Source organism: Streptomyces sp. NBC_00328 (genome assembly GCF_036139655.1).
Taxonomy (GTDB): domain Bacteria; phylum Actinomycetota; class Actinomycetes; order Streptomycetales; family Streptomycetaceae; genus Streptomyces.
Map to the genome: position 1 here is coordinate 6,132,967 of NZ_CP108013.1, position 20,232 is coordinate 6,153,198.

Genomic DNA, 20,232 nt, shown 5'->3' on the forward strand with positions numbered 1-20,232 from the left:
GTTCTAGAGCGGGATGTTTCCGTGCTTCTTGGGGGGCAGTGATGCCCGTTTGGTGCGGAGCTGGCGCAGGCCGCGGACGACGTGGGCGCGGGTCTGGGAGGGCATGACGACGGCGTCGATGTAGCCGCGTTCGGCCGCGGTGTAGGGGTTGAGGAGGGTGTCCTCGTACTCCTGGATGAGGCGGGCGCGGGTGGCGTCCTGGTCCTCGGCGGCGGCGATGGTGCGGCGGTGCAGGATGTTGACGGCGCCCTGGGCGCCCATGACGGCGATCTGGGCGGTGGGCCAGGCGAGGTTGAGGTCGGCGCCCAGGTGTTTGGAGCCCATGACGTCGTAGGCGCCGCCGAAGGCCTTGCGGGTGATGATGGTGATCAGTGGGACGGTGGCCTCGGCGTAGGCGTAGATGAGTTTGGCGCCGCGGCGGATGATGCCGGTGTGTTCCTGGTCGACGCCGGGCAGGAAGCCGGGGACGTCGACGAAGGTCAGGACGGGCACGTTGAAGGCGTCGCAGGTGCGCACGAAGCGGGCGGCCTTCTCGCTGGCGTCGATGTCCAGGCAGCCGGCGAACTGCATCGGCTGGTTGGCGACGATGCCCACCGGGTGGCCCTCGACGCGGCCGAAGCCGGTGAGGATGTTGGGGGCGAACAGTGCCTGGGTCTCGAAGAACTCGGCGTCGTCCAGGACGTGTTCGATGACGGTGTGCATGTCGTAGGGCTGGTTCGCGCTGTCCGGCACGATGGTGTCCAGCTCGCGGTCCTCGTCGGTGAGGGCGAGGTCCGCCTCCTCGGGGAAGACCGGGGGTTCGCTGAGGTTGTTGGACGGCAGGTAGGACAGCAGTTGCTTGACGTACTCGATGGCGTCCTTCTCGTCGCCCGCCATGTGGTGGGCGACGCCGGAGACGGCGTTGTGGGTGCGGGCGCCGCCGAGTTCCTCGAAGCCGACGTCCTCGCCGGTGACCGTCTTGATGACGTCGGGGCCGGTGATGAACATGTGCGAGGTCTGGTCGACCATGACCGTGAAGTCGGTGATGGCCGGGGAGTAGACCGCGCCGCCCGCGCACGGGCCGACGACCAGGCTGATCTGCGGGATGACGCCGGAGGCGTGGGTGTTGCGGCGGAAGATCTCGCCGTACATGCCCAGCGCGCTGACGCCTTCCTGGATCCGGGCGCCGCCGGAGTCGTTGATGCCGATGACCGGGCAGCCGGTCTTGAGCGCGAAGTCCATCGCCTTCATGATCTTCTGGCCGAAGACCTCGCCGAGGGCGCCGCCGAACACGGTGAAGTCCTGGGAGAACACCGCGATCGGGCGGCCGTCGACGGTGCCGTAGCCGGTGACCACACCGTCGCCGTAGGGGCGGTTGTGCTCCAGGCCGAAGTCGGTCGAGCGGTGCCGCGCGAACTCGTCGAACTCGACGAAGGAACCGTCGTCCATCAGCAGTTCGATGCGCTCACGGGCCGTCAACTTGCCTTTGGCGTGCTGCTTTTCGACGGCGCGCTCCGAGCCGGCGTGCGTCGCTTCCTGGATGCGGCGCTGCAGATCCGCGAGCTTGCCCGCGGTGGTGTGGATGTCGGGGTGGTGCAGCTCTTCCGGCTCGGACATCGGGATGCGGCTCCCTGCCTGATCTAAGGGGACGTGAGGGTGACTGCTCAGAAAACGCGGTGCTCAGAAGCGGTGCTCAGAAGGGGGACTTGCTACTCATCCGTAGCGTAGTGGCGTGCCTACCTATCGGCAGTGCGGCGTTTACCACACCTAGGGTGGGTTGCATGACGCCGCGAGATGCAGCAGACGCGAACGACAACCGGTGGTCCGACCTGGACCGTCCGCCACTGAACGGGGCCGCCCTGCGCAGGGCACTGGTCCGCGACGGCGGCCTGTGGTCCGACGTGGAGGTGGTGGAACGGACCGGGTCGACCAACACCGACCTGGCGGGCATCGTCACGGGGGAGAAGGGGGCCGACGAGGGCGCGGTCCTCGTCGCCGAGGAACAGAACGCCGGACGCGGCCGCCTGGACCGCCGGTGGACCGCGCCGGCCCGCTCCGGCCTCTTCTTCTCCGTGGTGCTGAAGCCCACCGGAGTCCCCGTCGAACGCTGGGGCTGGCTGCCGCTGCTCACCGGCGTGGCCGTCGCGACGGCGCTCTCGCACTCCGCCGGGGTCGACACGGCACTCAAGTGGCCCAACGACCTGCTGGTCACCGTGGACGGAGAGGAACGCAAGGCGGGCGGCATCCTCGCCGAGCGCGCGGGCGCCGACGCGGTCGTCGTCGGCATCGGCGTCAACGTCTCGCTGCGCGCCGAGGAACTGCCCGTACCGGGCGCCGGATCGCTGGCGCTGGCGGGCGCGACGACCACGGACCGTGACACCGTGCTGCGGGCCGTGCTGCGCTCCCTGGAGCAGTGGTACGTGCGCTGGCGGGACGCGGGCGGCGACCCCGTCGCGTCCGGCCTCCAGGAGACGTACGCGGCCGGATGCGCGACGCTCGGGCGCACGGTGCGGGCCGAGTTGCCCGGCGGCCGGACGGTCGTCGGGGAAGCGGTGGCCCTGGACGGGGACGGGCGGCTCGTCATCGCGACCGCGGACGGCGTGCAGGAGCCGGTGGGGGCCGGGGACGTGGTGCATCTGCGGCCCGCGTGAGGCGACGGGCGCGGAGGGCCGCCACGACCCGAGCGCGCCGCGGCATCCTCGTCCGCCCGGTGTGCGGCGCCTCGGCCTGGCCCGACGGGCCGCGCGGGCCGGGGCGTCCGAGCCCGTCCGGCCCGCGTGGCCGAACCGCCTGTCGGCGCGTTTGTGGACAGCCCTGTGGGCGCCCTGGACATCGAGCGGGCGCTCCGGAGGCCAGAAGGGCGCGGTCCGGCGCGGTGGGTGGTGCGAGGGCGTAGTCCGGCGCGGCGGGTGGTGCGAGGCCGTGGCGTGGCGTGGCGGGCGGTGCGAGGGCGTGGTCCGGTGAGGGGTGTGACGGCCTGGACCCGCGAGTGGTCCAGGCCTTCGGCACCGTCCCCGGCCTCGGTCCCGCCGTCGGGAGTGAGCCAGCGCACACCTGCCGTAGAGTTGAGCGCGGTCGAACCTGACCATGGCAGATCGGAAGGGCAGCAGGAGTGACCGTCGACGACACCGGCTCCGGCACGGGCGCCCAGCCCGCCCCCGGCGGCGAGCCGGGCCGTGCCGCCGGGCCGGTCACGGACGCGGCAACCGCACGGGCCGCCGCGGACGGCGAGGCCCGGCAGGACGCCCGTCCCGACGCCGGGACCGGCACCCGCCCGAACCACCGCCCGGACGACCGCCCGCACGCGGGAACCGGCCTCCACGGGGACGACCGCTCCGACGAGGGGAGCGAGATCCGCAGGGACGACCACGGCGGCGACACCCGTCCGGACACCCGTCCGGACACCCGTCCGGACGTCCGGCCCGACGCACGTCACGAGGCGACCGGACGGGTGGACCCCCAGGCCGAGCCGGACTCGGGGGAGGACCCGCTCGCGCTGCGCCTGGAGGGGCTGATCCTCGGCGCCGAGCGGCGCTACACCCCGTTCCAGGCGGCCCGCAGCGCGGGCGTCTCCATGGAGCTGGCCTCCCGCTTCTGGCGGGCGATGGGCTTCGCGGACATCGGCCAGGCCAAGGCGCTGACCGAGGCGGACGTGCTCGCCCTGCGCCGGCTCGCCGGTCTCGTCGAGGCGGGCCTGCTGAGCGAGGCCATGGCCGTCCAGGTCGCCCGGTCCACCGGGCAGACCACCGCCCGTCTGGCCGAATGGCAGATCGATTCCTTTCTGGAGGGCCTGACCGAGCCCCCGGAACCGGGAATGACGCGCACCGAGGTGACGTACCCCCTGATCGAACTGCTCCTGCCCGAGCTGGAGGAGTTCCTCGTCTACGTCTGGCGCCGCCAGCTCGCCGCGGCCACCGGCCGGGTCGTGCAGGCGGCGGACGACGAGGAGATGGTCGACCGCCGTCTCGCCGTCGGCTTCGCCGACCTGGTCGGCTTCACCCGGCTGACCCGCCGCATGGAGGAGGAAGAGCTCGGCGAGCTCGTCGAGGCCTTCGAGACCACCGCGGCGGACCTGGTGGCGGCCCACGGGGGCCGGCTCATCAAGACCCTCGGCGACGAGGTGCTCTACTCCGCGGACGACGCCGGAGTCGCCGCCGAGATCGCGCTGCGGCTCATCGAGACGATGGCCAACGACGAGACGATGCCGGAGCTGCGTGTCGGCATCGCCTTCGGCACGGTGACCACCCGGATGGGCGACGTGTTCGGTACGACCGTGAACCTGGCGAGCCGCCTGACGTCGATAGCGCCGCGCGACGCCGTCCTCGTCGACGGCGCCTTCGCCGAGGAGCTGACCCGCACCGGTGACGCGCCCGCCTCCGAGGCGGCTGCCGCGGAGGCCGCGGCCGCAGCGGAGAAGGAGGGCGAGGAACCCCCCTCGTACCGCTTCGCGCTCCAGCCGATGTGGCAGCGGCCCGTCCGAGGTCTCGGCGTCATCGAGCCGTGGCTGCTGGCCCGGCGGGCCGACGAGGCGTAGCGGGTCCCGGTCACCGGCCGTCCTGGCCGGGGGACAGCAGCTCGCCCACGCAGATCCCCACGATCGGCACGCACACGTCCGGCGGCTGATGGGACGGCGCCTTGGCGGTCGGGGACGGGGCCGGGGTGTGCCGCGGTACCTCTGCGGGCGCCGTGGCCGTCGGTGTCGATCGCGCGGGCGGCGCTGTCGTCACGGGAGCCGTGGGGATGCCGGTGCTGCCCGGCGTCGTGGCGACGGGGGCCGCGCCGCGGGCCGCCGGGACCGTGGCGCCCGGCGTCCGGACCGATGCCGGGATCCGGCTCGCGTCCGAGGTGGGTGCCGGGCTCGTCCCGCCCATCGCCGGGCTCGCCGGTGCGGCCCCGGCCCGCGTGGGCGAGGGCATGGCCGCGACGGTGGGGACGGCGTCGCCCGCGACGTCGTTGTCGGTGGCGGTCGCGACCGGCTCGGCCTCCGTGGCCCCGGCGTCCGCGTGCCCGGTCACCGAGTCCGGTGTCATCCGGGCGAGGCTCAGCACTCCCGCGGCGAGCGCGAGTCCGCCCGCGGCGAAGAGCACCCGGCGTCGGCGGGGCTTGCGGTGACGGCCCCGGACGGTACGGAGCCGGACAGGAGCGGGCTCGTCGTCGCGGGGGGCGTACGTGGGCTCGTCGCCGGGGGCGTACGCGCGCTCGCGCACTCCGGCCGAACGCGGCGCCGGAACGATCCGTCGCCCCCGGCCGGCACCGTCGGCCCCACCCGACACCTCCCGGGCCCCGACCCTGGCCCCGACCCCGGCTCCCCGCGCCTCGGCTCCGGCTTCCGGTGCCTTCGCCTTGGCTCGCGCCCACCGGGTGTCCGCCGCGACGGTGGCCTCGGGCGTCTCAGTCCCGGCTTCCGGCACGTTCGCCGTGGCTTGTGTCCCTTGAGCGCCCGGTGCGGCGGTGGCTTTGCGCGGCTCGGCCGTGGCTTCCGCCCTCTCGGCCGCCGCCTTGGCTTCCGCTCGCGGGGTGTCCGCCGCGACGGTTGCCTCGGGCGTCTCAGCCCTGGCTTCCGGTGCCTTCGCCGTGGCGGGTGTCGCTTGAACGTCCGGTGCGGCGGTGGCTTTGCGCGGCTCAGCCACGGCCTCCCGTGCCCCCGCCTGGGTGCCCCTTGCCCGCGTGACGGCTTCCCGCGTCTTCGCCCCGGCCTCCGCCCCCTGGGAGCCTGTCGCGACGGGTGCCTTGCGCGGCTCAGCCCCGGCCTCCGCCCTCTCGGCGCCCGCCCTGGCCGCGGCCCCGCGTGCCGTCGTGGCCGCGGAGGTACCGGCTCCTCGTGCTCGCGCGCCCGCTCCGGCACCGGCGGTCGGCCTCTCCGGTGAGGGGGCCCAGACCTTCGCGGCCCTGTCCGGCGTCGTCCCGGCCTTCCCCGCGGCGGTCGCTCCGCTCCGTGGGCCCGGGGCGCGCCTCTCGGTGGTCCCGGCGACCTCGGCTCCGGCTCCCCCCGTGGCGGCCGCCGGGGCTGGGGCGGACAACGCCCGGTTGAGCGGCGTGACGCGGATCCACCCGGTGTCCGCCGGCGCGGTCCCGGCCGCCGTGGAGTCGGAGCGCCGGTCGGGCGAGGTACCGGGACCGGTGGCCCCGGACGACGCCCGCTGGGCCGGCGGTCGCGTGAGTGCGGGTCGCGGGCCCGGCCGGGTGCTGGTGGCCTGCGGTGTCTCGCGGTTCGTCATGGTCGTCCCTCCCCGGTGAGCCGGTGTCCCTGATGCGTTGCGGCGGTGCGCAGGTTATGCGCGGTCTGAGGGCGGAGAAACGAAGACTGGCGACATGTCACTCGAACGAGGAGCTACGGCCCGAGGGGGCGGGTTTCGCCGGACGGCGCCTGCTGCGATGATCGGAGCATCGATTGTTAACCCGCGTTAACCGGGAGGGTGTCATGGCGCAGCACGAGGCGGACCAGGTGGCGGAGTCGGGCGAGCGGAGGTTCGGGGAGTTCGTGGCCGTACGGCGGCACGGGTACGTCGCCGAGCTCGTCCTCGACCGGCCCAAGGCCATGAACGCCGTGTCCACGGACATGGCGAGGTCGATCGCCGGTGCCTGCGACGCCCTCGCCGCCGACCGGGACGTACGCGTGGTCGTGCTGACCTCCACGCACGAGCGCGCCTTCTGTGTCGGCGCCGATCTGAAGGAGCGCAACTCCTTCTCGGACGCCGAGTTGGTACGCCAGCGGCCGCTCGCGCGAGCCGCGTACACCGGTGTCCTGGAACTGCCGATGCCGACCGTCGCCGCCGTTCACGGCTTCGCGCTGGGCGGCGGGTTCGAGCTGGCGCTGTCCTGCGACCTGATCGTGGCCGACCGTTCGGCGGTCGTCGGACTGCCCGAGGTGTCCATCGGCGTGATTCCCGGAGGCGGCGGTACGCAGCTGCTGCCGCGCCGGGTCGGGGCCGCGCGCGCCGCCGAGCTCATCTTCTCGGCGCGGCGTCTGGAGGCCGCCGAGGCGCGGGAGTTGGGTCTGGTGGACGAGCTGGTGGAGGCGGGACAGGACAGGGCGGAAGCGCTCGCTCTGGCCGCCCGGATCGCCGCCAACTCGCCGGTCGGACTGCGCGCCGCCAAGCGCGCCCTGCGACTCGGTCACGGACTCGACCTGCGTGCCGGTCTGGAGGTCGAGGACGCGGCCTGGCGCTCCGTCGCCTTTTCCGGGGACCGGGCGGAAGGGGTCGCCGCGTTCAACGAGAAGCGCAAGCCGGAGTGGCCGGGAGAGTAGCCCCGGGATCCGGTTCGTGCGACCCGGACCCCTGTTCGCTCCGCCGATGTCCCAAATGTGCGCAAATATACCTAGCCTGGGGTGATGGGCGAGGACAATCGGCTGAGGGCCGTGGTGACGCTGGCGCAGGGGATGGCGGCGGCGCACACCCCGCGGGAGTCGTGGCGGGCGGCGGCGCTCGGCGCGTGTCACGCGCTGGCCGGGAGCTTCGCCGCGCTCTCCGTGTGGGAGCGCGAACTCGGCCGCCTGCGGGTGCTGGCCAACGTGGGCGACCGCGCCCCGGACGAGGACGAGTTCCCCGACGGGGAGGCCTACCCGGTGCACCAGTTCCCGGAGATCACCGAGTTCCTGCACGAGCGCTGGGCGGGTGGCGGCGAGCCCAACGCCTGGGTCGAGACCTCCGACGGCCCCGTGGCCGGCGCCTTCGGGTACTGCCACCAGCGCGTGGCGGCGCTGCGCAGGCGCGGCCGCGGCTGCTGTGTCGTCGCGCCGATCGTGATGCACGGGCGGGCGTGGGGGGAGCTCTACGTGGCCCGTCCGGCCGGAGCCCCCGTCTACGGCCCGCAGGACGCCGACTTCGCGACCGTCCTCGCCTCCGTCGTCGCCGCAGGGATCGCGCAGACCGAGCGCCTGGAGGAGGCCCGGCGCCTGGCGTACACCGACTCCCTGACCGGACTCGCCAACCGCCGCGCCGTGGACGTACGGCTCGAGGAGGCCGTGGAGCGGCACAAGGAGGACGGTGCCGTGGTCAGTCTCGTCGTGTGCGACCTCAACGGGCTCAAGCGCGTCAACGACACCCGGGGGCACGCCGTCGGCGACCGGCTCCTCGAACGGTTCGGGTCGGTGCTCTCGCTGTGCGGGGCCATGCTCCCGGGCACCCTCGCGGCACGGCTGGGCGGCGATGAGTTCTGTCTGCTGGCGGTCGGGCCGCCGGCCGACGACGTGGTCCGGATCGCCGGTGAACTCTGCTGCCGGGCGGCCGAGTTGGAGCTCGGGGAGGGCGTGGCGTGCGGGGTCGCCTCGACCGGGGACGCGATCGGCCCCGTACGGTCGGCGCGTCGGCTGTTCCGGCTGGCGGACGCGGCGCAGTACCGTGCGAAGGCCGTCCGGGCCGCGAAGCCCGTGGTCGCCGGGCGCGAGGGCCCCGACGATCCCGTGGTGCGCCTCGCGGACGCGCCCCCGCCGGCGGCGGGCGAGCGCCGCAGGTTCCGCGGACGGCACGACAGGCCCCGCACGTGACGACGGCGCGGCCGCCGCGCGCGGGGCCGTGCCGCGGCGCGGTCGGCGCTTCCGTGACACGCCCCCGGGCGGCGGCCGTGGCGGACGGAGCGGCCGTTGTGACGTACGCCGGAGTAAGGGGTCAACCCGCCACCCGCTAGTGACATCATCGAATTCACTGCGTACGCTCCTGAATATGGATATGCACACTGTGGTGGTGGGGACGTCCGGAGTGACCGCGTCCGACGTTCTCACCGTGGCGCGCGAAGGCGCCCGGATCGAGCTCTCCGGCGAGGCGGTGGCGGCCCTCGCCGCGGCCCGCGAGATCGTGGAGGCGCTGGCCGCGAAGCCGGAGCCCGTCTACGGCGTCTCCACCGGCTTCGGCGCCCTGGCGAGCCGGCACATCAGCCCGGAACTGCGCGCCCAGCTGCAGCGCAACATCGTCCGTTCGCACGCCGCCGGCATGGGCCCGCGCGTCGAGCGCGAGGTCGTCCGCGCGCTGATGTTCCTGCGGCTCAAGACCGTCTGCTCCGGCCACACCGGTGTGCGGCCCGAGGTCGCGCAGACCATGGCGGACATCCTGAACGCGGGCATCACCCCGGTCGTCCACGAGTACGGCTCGCTCGGCTGCTCCGGCGACCTGGCGCCCCTGTCCCACTGCGCCCTGACCCTGATGGGCGAGGGCGACGCCGAAGGCCCCGACGGAGTCGTGCGGCCCGCGGGCGAGCTGCTCGCCGAGGCCGGCATCACCCCCGTCGAACTGCGCGAGAAGGAGGGCCTCGCCCTCCTCAACGGCACCGACGGCATGCTCGGCATGCTGGTCATGGCCCTCGCCGACCTGGAGACGCTGTACAAGTCGGCCGACGTCACCGCCGCGCTCTCCCTCGAAGCGCTCCTCGGCACGGACAAGGTCCTCGCCCCCGAGCTGCACGCCATCCGCCCGCACCCCGGCCAGAGCGCCAGCGCCGCCAACATGCTGGCCGTGCTGAAGGGTTCGGAGCTCACCGGCCACCACCAGGACGGCGCCCCGCGCGTCCAGGACGCCTACTCCGTGCGCTGCGCCCCGCAGGTCGCCGGCGCCGGCCGGGACACCCTCGCGCACGCCCGCACGGTCGCCGAGCGCGAGCTGGCCTCCGCCGTCGACAACCCGGTCGTGCTGCCCGACGGCCGCGTCGAGTCGAACGGCAACTTCCACGGCGCCCCGGTCGCCTACGTCCTCGACTTCCTCGCCATCGCCGCCGCCGACCTCGGCTCGATCGCCGAGCGCCGCACCGACCGGCTGCTCGACAAGAACCGCTCGCACGGCCTGCCGCCGTTCCTCGCGGACGACGCCGGCGTCGACTCGGGCCTGATGATCGCCCAGTACACGCAGGCCGCGCTGGTCAGCGAGATGAAGCGGCTCGCCGTACCGGCGTCCGCGGACTCCATCCCCTCCTCCGCGATGCAGGAGGACCACGTCTCCATGGGCTGGTCGGCGGCGCGCAAGCTGCGCACCTCCGTGGACAACCTGACCCGGATCGTGGCGATCGAGCTGTACGCCGCCACCCGCGCGATCGAACTCCGCGAGGGTCTGACGCCCGCCCCGGCGTCGCGGGCGGTCATCGACGCGGTCCGCGCGGCCGGCGTCCAGGGCCCCGGCCCGGACCGCTTCCTCGCCCCCGACCTGGCGGCGGCGGACGCGTTCGTGCGTGCCGGTGGTGTGGTGGCCGCGGTGGAGCCGGTGACCGGTCCGCTCGCGTAGCGGCGGAGTGCGCTGCGTGTGGGCCGGGTGTGTCCCGGCCCACACGCAGCGCCTCGCTCCCTGGTATCAGGGTGTGCTACTGTCTCATTGATACGTTTTTGGTACCCATTTACTTTGTGCGCCTGATCGGAATCCTCCGCAGGCGCGTTTTGTTTTACCGGCATCTCCGGCATTACCCGGTGCATCTCCGGATGGGGGCCCAACTACCTGTTCAGGAGAACAACATGGCTACTGGCACCGTGAAGTGGTTCAACTCGGAAAAGGGCTTCGGCTTCATCGAGCAGGACGGCGGCGGCCCCGACGTCTTCGCCCACTACTCGAACATCGCCAGCTCCGGCTTCCGCGAGCTCCTCGAGGGCCAGAAGGTCTCCTTCGAGGTCACGCAGGGCCAGAAGGGCCTGCAGGCGGAGAACATCGTTCCCGCCTAGTTCGAGCGCGCTTTTCCAGAGCCGGGTCCCGCGCCTTCGGGTGCGGGTCCCGGCTCAGCGCTGTGACAGCTCATGCAGTCGGTGAGCGCTGTGTGTGCAGTCCGTGGGCCCAGGAAGGAAATCCAGATCCAGCATGACTCGATCCGAACGTCCCGTCCGTAAGCGGCCGGCAAACGCGCGCGCCGTACAGACCGGCGGTTCCGCGAGGAACGCAGGCCGGAGTGCCGGGCGCCCCGGCGCCCGCAAGGTCGCGCCGCCGCAGGAGTTCTCCCTGCCCGAGACCATCACCCCGGCGCTGCCCGCGGTCGACTCCTTCGACGCGCTGGACATGCCGGCCGCCCTGACGAAGACCCTCGCGGCCCAGGGTGTCACTGATCCCTTCCCGATCCAGGGCGCCACGCTGCCGAACTCCCTCGCCGGGCGCGATGTGCTCGGCCGCGGACGCACCGGCTCCGGCAAGACGCTCGCCTTCGGGCTCGCGCTCCTCGCCCGCACCGCCGGCCGCCGGGCCGAGCCGCGCAGTCCGCTCGCGCTCGTCCTCGTCCCCACCCGCGAACTCGCCCAGCAGGTCGACGACGCGCTGACGCCGTACGCCACCGCCGTCAACCTGCGCGTGACCACGGCCGTCGGCGGGATGTCGATCGGCCGGCAGGCCGGCACGCTGCGCCGCGGCGTCGAGGTGCTCGTGGCCACCCCCGGGCGGCTCAAGGACCTCATCGAGCGCGGCGACTGCGCCCTCGGACAGGTCGCGATCACCGTGCTGGACGAGGCCGACCAGATGGCCGACATGGGCTTCATGCCCCAGGTCACCGCGCTGCTCAAGCAGGTCGAGCCGGGCGGCCAGCGGCTGCTCTTCTCGGCCACGCTCGACAAGAACATCGACCGGCTCGTCAAGATGTTCCTCACCGACCCCGTGGTGCACTCCGTCGACCCGTCCGCGGGCGCCGTGGTGACCATGGAGCACCACGTGCTGCACGTCGCCGACGAGACCGACAAGAAGGCGGTCGCGATGCGGATCGCCGCCCGCGACGGCCGGGTGATCCTCTTCGTCGACACCAAGCGCGGTGCCGACCGCTTCACCAAGCGGCTGCTCGCCAGCGGTGTCCGGGCCTCCGCGCTGCACGGCGGGCGCAGCCAGCCGCAGCGCAACCGCACGCTGGACCAGTTCAAGACGGGTCAGGTCACCGCGCTCGTCGCCACGAACGTGGCGGCCCGCGGCATCCACATCGACGACCTCGACCTCGTGGTCAACGTCGACCCGCCGACCGACCACAAGGACTACCTCCACCGCGGCGGCCGCACCGCCCGCGCCGGAGAGTCCGGCAGCGTCGTCACCCTGGTGCTCCCCGAGCAGAAGCGTGAGATGACCCGGCTCATGGCGGACGCGGGCATCACGCCGCGCACCGCCCGCGTCAAGTCCAGCGACGAGGAACTCGCCCGCCTCACCGGCGCCCGCGAGCCCTCCGGGGTGCCGGTCGTCATCGAGGTTCCGCAGCAGGCCGAACAGCCGAAGCAGCGGCCCAAGGCGCGGCGTGCCACCGGGGGCGGGGCCAGGCGCCCGGCGGTCGCCGGCGGCGACACGGCCGGACGCACCAGCTCCGACGGCCAGGCCCGCCGGCAGCGCGGCGGACGTCCGGGCACGGACGCCGCGACGGGCGGCACGGCCGCCGGACGCCGCGCGAGCACCGGGGGAGCGGCCGCGGGCCGTCGTACCGAGGCCGGTGGCGGCGCGGGTCGTCGTACCGAGACCAGTGGTGGCGCGGGTCGTCGTACCGAGACCGGTGGTGGCGCGGGTCGTCGTACGGAGGCCGGTGGTGGCGCGGGTGCCGGTCGCTCCGGCGGCCGCGGGCGTGCTCCGCAGCGCGGTGGTCAGAACGGCGGCCAGGGCGGTGGCGGCCGCAAGGCCGCCTGACCGGACCGGATCGTTCGGCTTCGCCGCGGCCCCGCACCCCCTGGCATCATGCCCGTGGGGTGCGGGGCCGCCGCGTGAACGGACCACGCCCCGCGGCCGGGAGACCGCCTCTCGCGGTTCCCGGAGCCGAACCGGGCCGCGTGGTGCGGGGGTTCAGACGTCGCCGAGGAAACCCGGGTCGATCCCGTCCAGCTTCAGGGCGAAGTCCCGGTGCAGGCTGAGCAGTTCCGCCAGCGGCACCGCGCGGCGGCTGGTCGACATCAGATCGCGCCGCGCCTCCGCCGACCACAGGAACGGCATCACGGACAGCCCCTGCGTGCCCGTGAGGGCGCCGGACTCGGCCCGCCAGCCGGGCCAGCGCAGCGTGTCGTAGAACTTGTCCGTGCCCTCGCCCAGCAGCCACTGGAGCCATGCCCCGTGGCCCACTTCGAGCGCCTCCCACTTCAGGGAGTCCGGCGCGAAGTACACGACCTCGCCGGGATGGCCGGGACGCCCCACCGACTCCGGGTCGGCGCCGTTGAGGACGAACACCCCGCCCAGCACGTCGTGGCCGACGACGAGCCCGCCGTCCCGCGGGCGCCAGCCGGGATCGAAGTACTCGGGGAATCCGTTGACTTCGGCCAGCGAGGGCAGGTCCGTCGAGCCGCCCGGCAGCCCCGTCGGCTCGTCCTCGGCCGGACTGCCGTAGATCCGCAGCCATCCGCTGTCCAGCACCACGCCGCCGCAGTTGAGCACCATCCCGCCCAGCCAGGACCGTGCGGTGACCTGGAGCTGGAGCAGGCTCGCGCGGCCCAGATCGGGGTCCACCGGGGGCACTTCCATGGACACCCCGCTCGCTGCGATCGCCTTGGAGAGCAGCGGCCAGGCCGGTTCCTCGACGTCGGTCAGCTCGCTCAGCTCTCGCATGGCTTCCCCGTGGGTTGTCCGGACGCGGTCGACGCGCTCAGTAGCCCATCATGCGCTCTCGGCGCACGGAATAGGCCACGAATCCGGCGCCCAGACCGAGCAGGAGCGTGCCGCCGACGAGATACGGAGTGGTGTCCACGGCGCCCGTGTCCGCGAGCCGGGTCCCGTTGTCACCGGAGAGCGGGTGCGGCCCGTCGTCGCCGGAGAGCGTGCGGGTCCCGTTGCCGTCCGCCACGGCGGACGTTCGTGCCGACGCGGTGACGGTCGGTGCCGCGGACGTCGACGTCGTCGAGCCCGGTGTGGGTACGTCCTGGGTCGCGTTGGCGGACGGGACGAACCACAGGGCACCCAGGAGGGTCCCCGCTGCGGTGGCGGTCAGCAACGATCGACGTGCGGCGGACACGAAATATCGATCCCCTTGTGGCGCTAGCGAATTGGCCGTGGGGGCCGATGCTAGTGAAAGGCGCGGGTCGTGGGAAAGTCGCGCATGCCGGGGGCCGTACGCTCCCTCCCATGAGCACCCCAGAGACTTCACAGTTTGTACGGCTTCGTGTCGAACTCGTGCTGGAGATCGACGACGCCGACGCCGTCACCCGGGCCGCGCTGGGCCGGATCGGCGCCGACAAGGACATGCCGGCCGACGAGAGAGCGCATGCCGAGGGCGCAGTGACGGAAGACACGGCGGAGGCCCTCGCCTATCTCGTCGACCCGTTCGACCTGGTCAGCGAGGTGCCTGGAATCGAACTCGCGCAGGCCTCGTGGAGCAGCGAGCCCATTGACTATGATCCCGATTCGCCGGATTGGGACATCGACGAGGATGATGCTGACGAGGACGACGAGGAAGACGTGCGCGGCTGAAGCAGTCCGGGAACCCTGACCCCGGCCGGCGACCGCTGTCCGGGGTTCTTTGTCCCCGGTGAAGCGCGGCCGCCTCCGCACCACCCCTCCGCGCCACCCTTCCGTACCGCTTCGGTCGATGTGTCCATACGCGGCGGACGCGGCGGACGTGTCGTGGGCCACACTTCCGTGTGAAGTGGAACGGGGCGAACCGGTTGCGGCGTTCTTACGAGTTACGGGACTCCCGTGGTCCTTTTCGGGAATAGGCGACGATGGAGAAGCGTGTGATGACGAACAGTAAGCGGCGCAGGCGTCTTGTGGCGGCGTCCGCACTGCTCGGCGGGGTGCTGGTGCTCTCTGCGTGCAGCGGAGGCGGAGACAAGGCCGGCGCATCGGACGGCAGCGACTCCACGTCGCAGGCCAAGGTCGACGAGGCGGCGGCCAAGAAGACGTCCGAGGCCCTGATCAAGATCACGCCCAAGGACGGCTCCGACAACGCCTCGATCAACAACGGCACCGCCGTCACGGTCACCAAGGGCTCGCTCACGTCCGTCACGATGAAGACCGCGTCCGGCACCGCCGTCGCCGGTCAGATATCGGCGGACAAGAAGACCTGGAAGCCGCTGAACCGCCTGGAGCGCGCCACCACGTACAAGGTCGCCGCCGAGGCCGCCGACTCCGAGGGCCGCACCGCCCACGAGAACGCGTCGTTCACCACGGTCTCCCCGGCCAACAGCTTCATCGGCAACTTCACGCCCGAGGACGGTTCCACCGTCGGTGTCGGCATGCCGGTCTCGATCAACTTCGACAAGGCGATCACCGACAAGGCCGCGGTGCAGAAGGGGATCACCGTCTCCTCCAGCAGCGGCCAGGAGGTCGTCGGGCACTGGTTCAGCGCCAACCGCCTGGACTTCCGCCCCGAGAGCTACTGGACCGGCGGCTCCACCGTCACCCTCAAGCTGGACCTCGACGGGGTCCAGGGCGCGAGCGGTGTCTACGGCGTGCAGCAGAAGACGGTCACCTTCAAGATCGGCCGCAACCAGGTCTCCATCGTCGACGCCAAGACCAAGACGATGCAGGTCACCCAGGACGGCAAGGTCGTCAAGACCATCCCGATCTCCGCGGGCGCCCCGGAGAACACCACGTACCAGGGCCAGATGGTGATCTCCGAGAAGTTCAAGGAGACCCGGATGGACGGCTCGACGGTCGGCTTCAAGGACGAGAAGGGCAAGGGCGAGTACGACATCAAGGACGTGCCGCACGCCATGCGTCTGTCGAACTCCGGCACCTTCATCCACGGCAACTACTGGGGCGCGAAGTCCATCTTCGGCTCCGTCAACACCAGCCACGGCTGTGTGGGTCTGTCGGACACCAAGGGTGCCAACGACGCCGGCACGCCCGCCGCGTGGTTCTTCAGCCACTCGCTGATCGGTGACGTCGTGGTCGTCAAGAACACCGGCGACAAGACCATCGCCCCGGACAACGGCCTCAACGGCTGGAACCTGAACTGGGCGGCCTGGAAGGCCGGTTCGGCCGCCTGAGCCGAAGCGGGACCTCGACGGTCCGCGGAGGCCGAGGCGGGACCTGACGGTCCGCCGAGGCCGGGAAGCGAACGAACACCGATGCGGCGGTGGCCCTCACGGGCCGCCGCCGCATCGGTGTCTCCCAAAGATTTCTGGGCCCGGCCACAGCCTTCTCATGGTTCTCTTATTTCGGCCTTATTCCTTCATCACACGCCGTAACTAGCTTGCGGCACATGTTCTTCACCTACCTGAGGCGCGAACTGCGCCGCCGCAGAAAGGCGGCCCTCGTCGTCGCCTCCGGGCTCGCCCTGGGCATAGCCCTGGTCATCGTGGTCAGCTCCGTGTCCTCGGGCATGGAGAAGGCGCAGGGCAAGGTCCTCCAGTCGCTGTACGGGCTGGGGACCGACATGACGGTCACCAAGGCCGCCGCGCCGGCCAACAGCACCAGCGACCGCCCGCGCTTCAACTTCGACGCGAAGGACAGCGATTCCGACAAGGAACAGAGCAGCGACCGCGTCATGGTCCAGGGCTTCCAGACCCTGGCCTCCTCGACCGTCTCCAAGGTCGACGCGCAAAAGGGCGTCGCGGACTCCGTCGGGGGCCTGAGCCTCCAGGTCATCCGCATCAACGGCCAGTTCACCCGGGGCCAGTTCAAGCAGGACCCGAACAGCGGTGGCAGCCGGCAGGGCGGCCCCGGCGGCGGCCAGCAGTCCCCGCAGGGCCGCGTCGAGGGCGGCGGCGCCAACTTCGACGTCAACAACTACACGGTCTACGGCACCGACGTCACCAAGCCGGCCCTGGGCCCGCTGACCTCGTCGAAGATCACCAGCGGTCGTACGTTCAAGACCTCCGAGACGAACGCCAAGGTCGCCGTCGCGGACAAGTCGTACGCCAAGGAGAAGAAGCTCAAGCTCGGTGGCACCGTCACCGTCAAGAGCGTCAAGTACAAGATCATCGGTATCGCGACGCCCGACAGCGGTGACGCGGCGGCCAACCTCTACATCCCGCTCCAGCAGGCGCAGACGCTCAGCGACTCCAAGAACAAGGTCACGACGATCTACGTCAAGGCGTCGGACTCGCAGCAGATCTCCGGCGTCAAGAGCACCATCCAGAAGAACATCTCGGGTACGACGGTCACCACCTCCGCCGACCTCGCGGACACGGTCTCCGGCTCCCTGTCCACCGCCTCCGACCTCGCCTCGAGCGTGGGCAAGTGGCTGTCGATCGCGGTGCTCGTGGCCGCGTTCCTGGTCGCCGGTCTGCTCACCTCCTCCGCCGTGTCCCGCCGGGTGCGCGAGTTCGGCACCCTCAAGGCGCTCGGCTGGAAGTCGAGCCGGGTGACCCGCCAGGTGGTCGGCGAGGCCATCGTCAACGGTCTGGTCGGCGGTGCCCTCGGTATCGCCCTCGGCCTCGCCGGCGCCTATGTCGTCACCGAGATCAGCCCCAACCTCCAGGCACAGCTGGGGAACACGGGCGGCGGCGGCCAGGGCGGCGGTCCCGGCGGCGGCGGCTTCGGCGGCCCGGCGCGGCAGACCGCCTCCAAGGCCCTCGACGTCGCGCTCACCGCGCCCGTCAGCGTCAACACCATCGTCATCGCGGTCGCCCTGGCCGTGGCCGGCGGCCTGATCGCCGGAGCCTTCGGCGGCTGGCGCGCCTCCAGGCTGCGCCCCGCCGACGCCCTGCGCCGCGTCGAATAAGCCCCGCCCCTCACGTACTTACGTATCCCAGGAGTAAGACCATGTACGAACTCAGAGGCGTCACCAAGCGCTATGCGCGGGGCAAGGAAACGATCGACGCGCTCGCGGGGATCGACCTGACGATCGGCGACGGCGACCGGCTCGTCATCCAGGGGCCCACCGGCGGAGGCAAGTCCACCCTGCTCCAGATGCTCGGCGGGCTCGACCGCCCCACCGCGGGCAGCGTCGAACTCGACGGCGTCGACATGGCCAGGCTGTCCGAGGCGAAGCTCACCAAGGTGCGCAGCGAGAACATCGGCTTCGTCTTCCAGAGCTTCAACCTGATCCCCACGCTCACCGCCCAGGAGAACGTCGAGACCGCGCTCGTACCGCTGCGCGTGAAGGCGAAGGAGCGGCGTGCCAGGGCCGCGGCGGCCCTGGAGTCCGTGGGGCTCGCCGAGCGGCTCGGGCACCTGCCCGCCGAGCTGTCGGGCGGTCAGCAGCAGCGCGTGGCGATCGCCCGTGCCCTGGTCAAGCAGCCCAAGGTGCTGCTCGCCGACGAGCCCACCGGCAACCTCGACGAGGGCATGCGCGACGAGATCATGGACGTGCTCGAAGCCATGTGGAAGGAGCACGGGCTGACCTTCATCATGGTCACCCACGACTCCGCGATCGCGAAGAAGGCCCCGCGCGTCGCCACGATCCGCAAGGGGAAGATCACCGTCAAGGAGAACGCGGGAGCGTAGCGGCATCGGGCACGGGACCGCGGGGCGGAGCGTGCGTGCTCCGGCCGGCGGCCTCGGGCCCGTTCCGCACGGCGCGGAAGTGAGCCCGCAGCGAAAGGGTCACCGGAAAGAGAGCTTCCGGTGGCCCTTCCGTGTTTGTGTGGGGGCATGACCGTCTCGACAGTCGAATACGTCCGCTACCGGATTCCCGAGGAGCAGTCGGCCGAGTTCCTGGCCGCCTACACCCGCGCCGCCGTCCAGCTCGCCGCGGCCCCGCAGTGCGTCGACTACGAACTCGCACGCTGTGAGGACGACTTCGAGCACTTCATCCTGAGGATCACCTGGACCTCGACCGAGGACCACATCGAGGGCTTCCGCACCTCCGCGCTCTTCCCCGACTTCCTCGCCGAGATCCGCCCGTACATCGGCAGCATCGAGGAGATGCGCCACTACAAGCCGACCTCGGTACGGGGCCAGGGCGCCTCCGTGCCCACGCTCTACGCCTGGGCGGGCGGCGCCGAGGCCTTCGCCCGTCTCACCGAGGCCTTCTACGGCAGGGTCCTCAAGGACGACCTCCTCGCGCCGCTGTTCGCCGGCCTCGCGCCCGAACACGCCGCCCATGTCGCCCTCTGGCTCGGCGAGGTCTTCGGCGGACCGTCCGCCTACTCCGAGACCCAGGGCGGCCACGGCCACATGGTCGCCAAGCACCTGGGCAAGGGCATCACGGAGGTCCAGCGCCGCCGCTGGGTGAACCTGCTCCAGGACGCCGCCGACGACGCGGGACTCCCCACCGACGCCGAGTTCCGCTCCGCCTTCCTCGCCTACGCCGAGTGGGGCACGAGGCTGGCCGTCTACTTCTCCGGCCCGGACGCGAAGCCGCCGGCGGAACAGCCCGTACCGAGGTGGACGTGGGGCGCGGCGCCGCCGTACATGCCGTGAGCCCGGATCCGTCAGCGGGGTGAGGACGCGCCCGCCCGGGTCGCGTCCGTCCCCCACGACGCCAGCAGCCGCAACGCCTCGGCCGAGCCGGACCCCGGCTCCGCGTGATACGTGACCAGCGCCAGCTCGCTGTCGCCGATCAGCCGGAACGACTCGAACTGCAACGCGAGGTCGCCCACCAGCGGATGCCGCAGCAGTTTCACCCCGTGGCTCTTCTCCTTCACGTCGTGCGTCGCCCACAGCCGCCGGAAGTCCTCGCTCTTCACGGACAGCTCCCCGACCAGCGCGGCCAGCCGCGGATCGTCCGGATGGCAGCCCGCGTCCATGCGCAGCAGACAGACGATGTCGATCGCCTTCTGCTCCCACTCCACGAACAGTTCCCGGTACTCGGGCCGCAGAAAGACCATCCGCGCCCAGTTCCGCTCCTGCGGCGGCAGCTCCGACCAGTCCCCGAACACGGCCGCGGCCATCCGGTTCCACACGAGCACGTCCGAGCGCCGGCCGGTGATGTACGCGGGGACGCCGTCGATCGTGTCCAGCAGCTGGCGCAGGGAGCCGCGCACCTGCTGCGGCCTGGCCGCCTGCCTCTTCTTGTGCTGCTTGGGCTTCGCGAGGTGCGTGAGGTGGTTGTGCTCGGCATCCGTCAGACGCAGCGCCCGCGCGATGGAGTCCAGCACCTCGGCCGACACGTTGCGGCCGTTGCCCTGTTCGAGGCGTGTGTAGTAGGCGACGGACACCCCGGCCAGCTGGGCCAGCTCCTCGCGGCGCAGCCCGGGCACCCGGCGGTGCCGCCCGAAGTCGGGCATCCCGACGTCCTCCGGCTTCAGCCGGGCGCGGCGGCTGCGCAGGAACTCGCTCAGCTCGGCGCGCCGGTCCAGAGGGTGGGCCGCCTCCCCGGCGGGCACTTCGGAGGGCTGTTCATCCATACGTCCAGTATCGACGGTCGTACGCCGCGGAGCCTGACCCCGCCAGTGGTAGGACCAGCGAACGTACGCAGAAGCGTGGCCTGGGTGAACCCCGGGGGATCGGGCAGGCTGGACGCCGTGCCCGGCGTGAGACAGCCGGGCACGGACCACCCCCCTCCCGAGGAGAACCCCGG

The 20,232-nt window shown here is 72.1% G+C and carries 18 protein-coding genes; 13 read left to right on the plus strand and 5 right to left on the minus strand.

From position 1 onward, the window contains the following. Nucleotides 1-3: 3 nt before the first annotated feature. Nucleotides 4-1,596 (minus strand): acyl-CoA carboxylase subunit beta, encoded by a 1,593-nt coding sequence (locus OG485_RS26990; RefSeq protein ID WP_328671107.1) that lies wholly within the window; start codon nt 1,594-1,596, stop codon nt 4-6. 164 nt (nt 1,597-1,760) lie between these two features. On the opposite strand from OG485_RS26990, the gene OG485_RS26995 reads away from it, so the two are divergent. Both OG485_RS26995 and OG485_RS27000 read left to right on the plus strand, forming a co-directional pair. Then, the gene (locus OG485_RS26995; protein ID WP_328671108.1) at nt 1,761-2,630 is read left to right on the plus strand and encodes a biotin--[acetyl-CoA-carboxylase] ligase; all 870 of its coding nucleotides are present in this window, start codon (nt 1,761-1,763) and stop codon (nt 2,628-2,630) included. Nucleotides 2,631-3,430: 800 nt separating this feature from the next. Further along, a complete protein-coding gene (locus OG485_RS27000) occupies nt 3,431-4,513 on the plus strand; it encodes an adenylate/guanylate cyclase domain-containing protein (RefSeq protein ID WP_326790818.1) in 1,083 nt (360 codons plus the stop codon). Nucleotides 4,514-4,523: 10 nt separating this feature from the next. Here the strand turns inward: OG485_RS27000 and OG485_RS27005 are convergent, their stop codons facing one another. Continuing rightward, on the minus strand, nt 4,524-5,609 hold the full coding sequence (locus tag OG485_RS27005; protein ID WP_328671109.1) for a hypothetical protein: 1,086 nt from the start codon (nt 5,607-5,609) through the stop codon (nt 4,524-4,526). A gap of 37 nt (nt 5,610-5,646) precedes the next feature. Here OG485_RS27005 and OG485_RS27010 point away from each other — a divergent pair, with 37 nt between their 5' ends. The 6 genes from OG485_RS27010 to OG485_RS27035 all read left to right on the plus strand — a co-directional run bounded on the left by OG485_RS27010 (nt 5,647) and on the right by OG485_RS27035 (nt 12,527). Continuing rightward, the gene (locus tag OG485_RS27010) at nt 5,647-6,216 is read left to right on the plus strand and encodes a hypothetical protein (protein ID WP_328671110.1); all 570 of its coding nucleotides are present in this window, start codon (nt 5,647-5,649) and stop codon (nt 6,214-6,216) included. 184 nt (nt 6,217-6,400) lie between these two features. Continuing rightward, complete coding sequence (locus OG485_RS27015; RefSeq protein WP_443048769.1) at nt 6,401-7,228, plus strand: enoyl-CoA hydratase/isomerase family protein; 828 nt, start codon at nt 6,401-6,403, stop codon at nt 7,226-7,228. Between the two features lie 84 nt (nt 7,229-7,312). Further along, nucleotides 7,313-8,467 carry a GGDEF domain-containing protein gene (locus OG485_RS27020; RefSeq protein ID WP_328671111.1) on the plus strand — a complete coding sequence of 385 codons (1,155 nt, stop codon included), beginning with the start codon at nt 7,313-7,315 and terminating at the stop codon, nt 8,465-8,467. A 181-nt stretch (nt 8,468-8,648) separates the two neighbouring features. Beyond that, on the plus strand, nt 8,649-10,187 hold the full coding sequence (gene hutH, locus OG485_RS27025; protein WP_328674680.1) for a histidine ammonia-lyase: 1,539 nt from the start codon (nt 8,649-8,651) through the stop codon (nt 10,185-10,187). 224 nt (nt 10,188-10,411) lie between these two features. Then, nucleotides 10,412-10,615, plus strand: a complete 204-nt coding sequence (locus OG485_RS27030; RefSeq protein WP_030362889.1) for a cold-shock protein — start codon at nt 10,412-10,414, stop codon at nt 10,613-10,615. A gap of 133 nt (nt 10,616-10,748) precedes the next feature. Next, a complete protein-coding gene (locus OG485_RS27035) occupies nt 10,749-12,527 on the plus strand; it encodes a DEAD/DEAH box helicase (RefSeq protein ID WP_328671112.1) in 1,779 nt (592 codons plus the stop codon). Between the two features lie 153 nt (nt 12,528-12,680). Here OG485_RS27035 and OG485_RS27040 read toward each other — a convergent pair whose 3' ends face one another. Together OG485_RS27040 and OG485_RS27045 are read right to left on the minus strand one after the other, a co-directional pair. Further along, nucleotides 12,681-13,433: a DUF2625 family protein gene (locus OG485_RS27040; protein ID WP_328671113.1), complete on the minus strand. Its 753-nt coding sequence runs from the start codon at nt 13,431-13,433 to the stop codon at nt 12,681-12,683. A gap of 37 nt (nt 13,434-13,470) precedes the next feature. Then, nucleotides 13,471-13,836, minus strand: coding sequence for a hypothetical protein (locus tag OG485_RS27045; RefSeq protein ID WP_328671114.1), 366 nt, complete (start codon nt 13,834-13,836; stop codon nt 13,471-13,473). 110 nt (nt 13,837-13,946) lie between these two features. Here OG485_RS27045 and OG485_RS27050 point away from each other — a divergent pair, with 110 nt between their 5' ends. The 5 genes from OG485_RS27050 to OG485_RS27070 all read left to right on the plus strand — a co-directional run bounded on the left by OG485_RS27050 (nt 13,947) and on the right by OG485_RS27070 (nt 19,133). Continuing rightward, nucleotides 13,947-14,291 carry a hypothetical protein gene (locus OG485_RS27050; RefSeq protein ID WP_328671115.1) on the plus strand — a complete coding sequence of 115 codons (345 nt, stop codon included), beginning with the start codon at nt 13,947-13,949 and terminating at the stop codon, nt 14,289-14,291. Nucleotides 14,292-14,542: 251 nt separating this feature from the next. After that, nucleotides 14,543-15,811, plus strand: coding sequence for a L,D-transpeptidase (locus OG485_RS27055; RefSeq protein ID WP_328671116.1), 1,269 nt, complete (start codon nt 14,543-14,545; stop codon nt 15,809-15,811). A gap of 215 nt (nt 15,812-16,026) precedes the next feature. Further along, complete coding sequence (locus tag OG485_RS27060) at nt 16,027-17,490, plus strand: ABC transporter permease (protein WP_328671117.1); 1,464 nt, start codon at nt 16,027-16,029, stop codon at nt 17,488-17,490. Nucleotides 17,491-17,531: 41 nt separating this feature from the next. Further along, a complete protein-coding gene (locus tag OG485_RS27065) occupies nt 17,532-18,215 on the plus strand; it encodes an ABC transporter ATP-binding protein (protein WP_328671118.1) in 684 nt (227 codons plus the stop codon). A gap of 147 nt (nt 18,216-18,362) precedes the next feature. After that, on the plus strand, nt 18,363-19,133 hold the full coding sequence (locus tag OG485_RS27070; protein ID WP_328671119.1) for a group II truncated hemoglobin: 771 nt from the start codon (nt 18,363-18,365) through the stop codon (nt 19,131-19,133). A gap of 11 nt (nt 19,134-19,144) precedes the next feature. Here the strand turns inward: OG485_RS27070 and OG485_RS27075 are convergent, their stop codons facing one another. Beyond that, nucleotides 19,145-20,059 carry a helix-turn-helix domain-containing protein gene (locus tag OG485_RS27075; RefSeq protein WP_328671120.1) on the minus strand — a complete coding sequence of 305 codons (915 nt, stop codon included), beginning with the start codon at nt 20,057-20,059 and terminating at the stop codon, nt 19,145-19,147. Between the last annotated feature and the right edge of the window lie 173 nt (nt 20,060-20,232).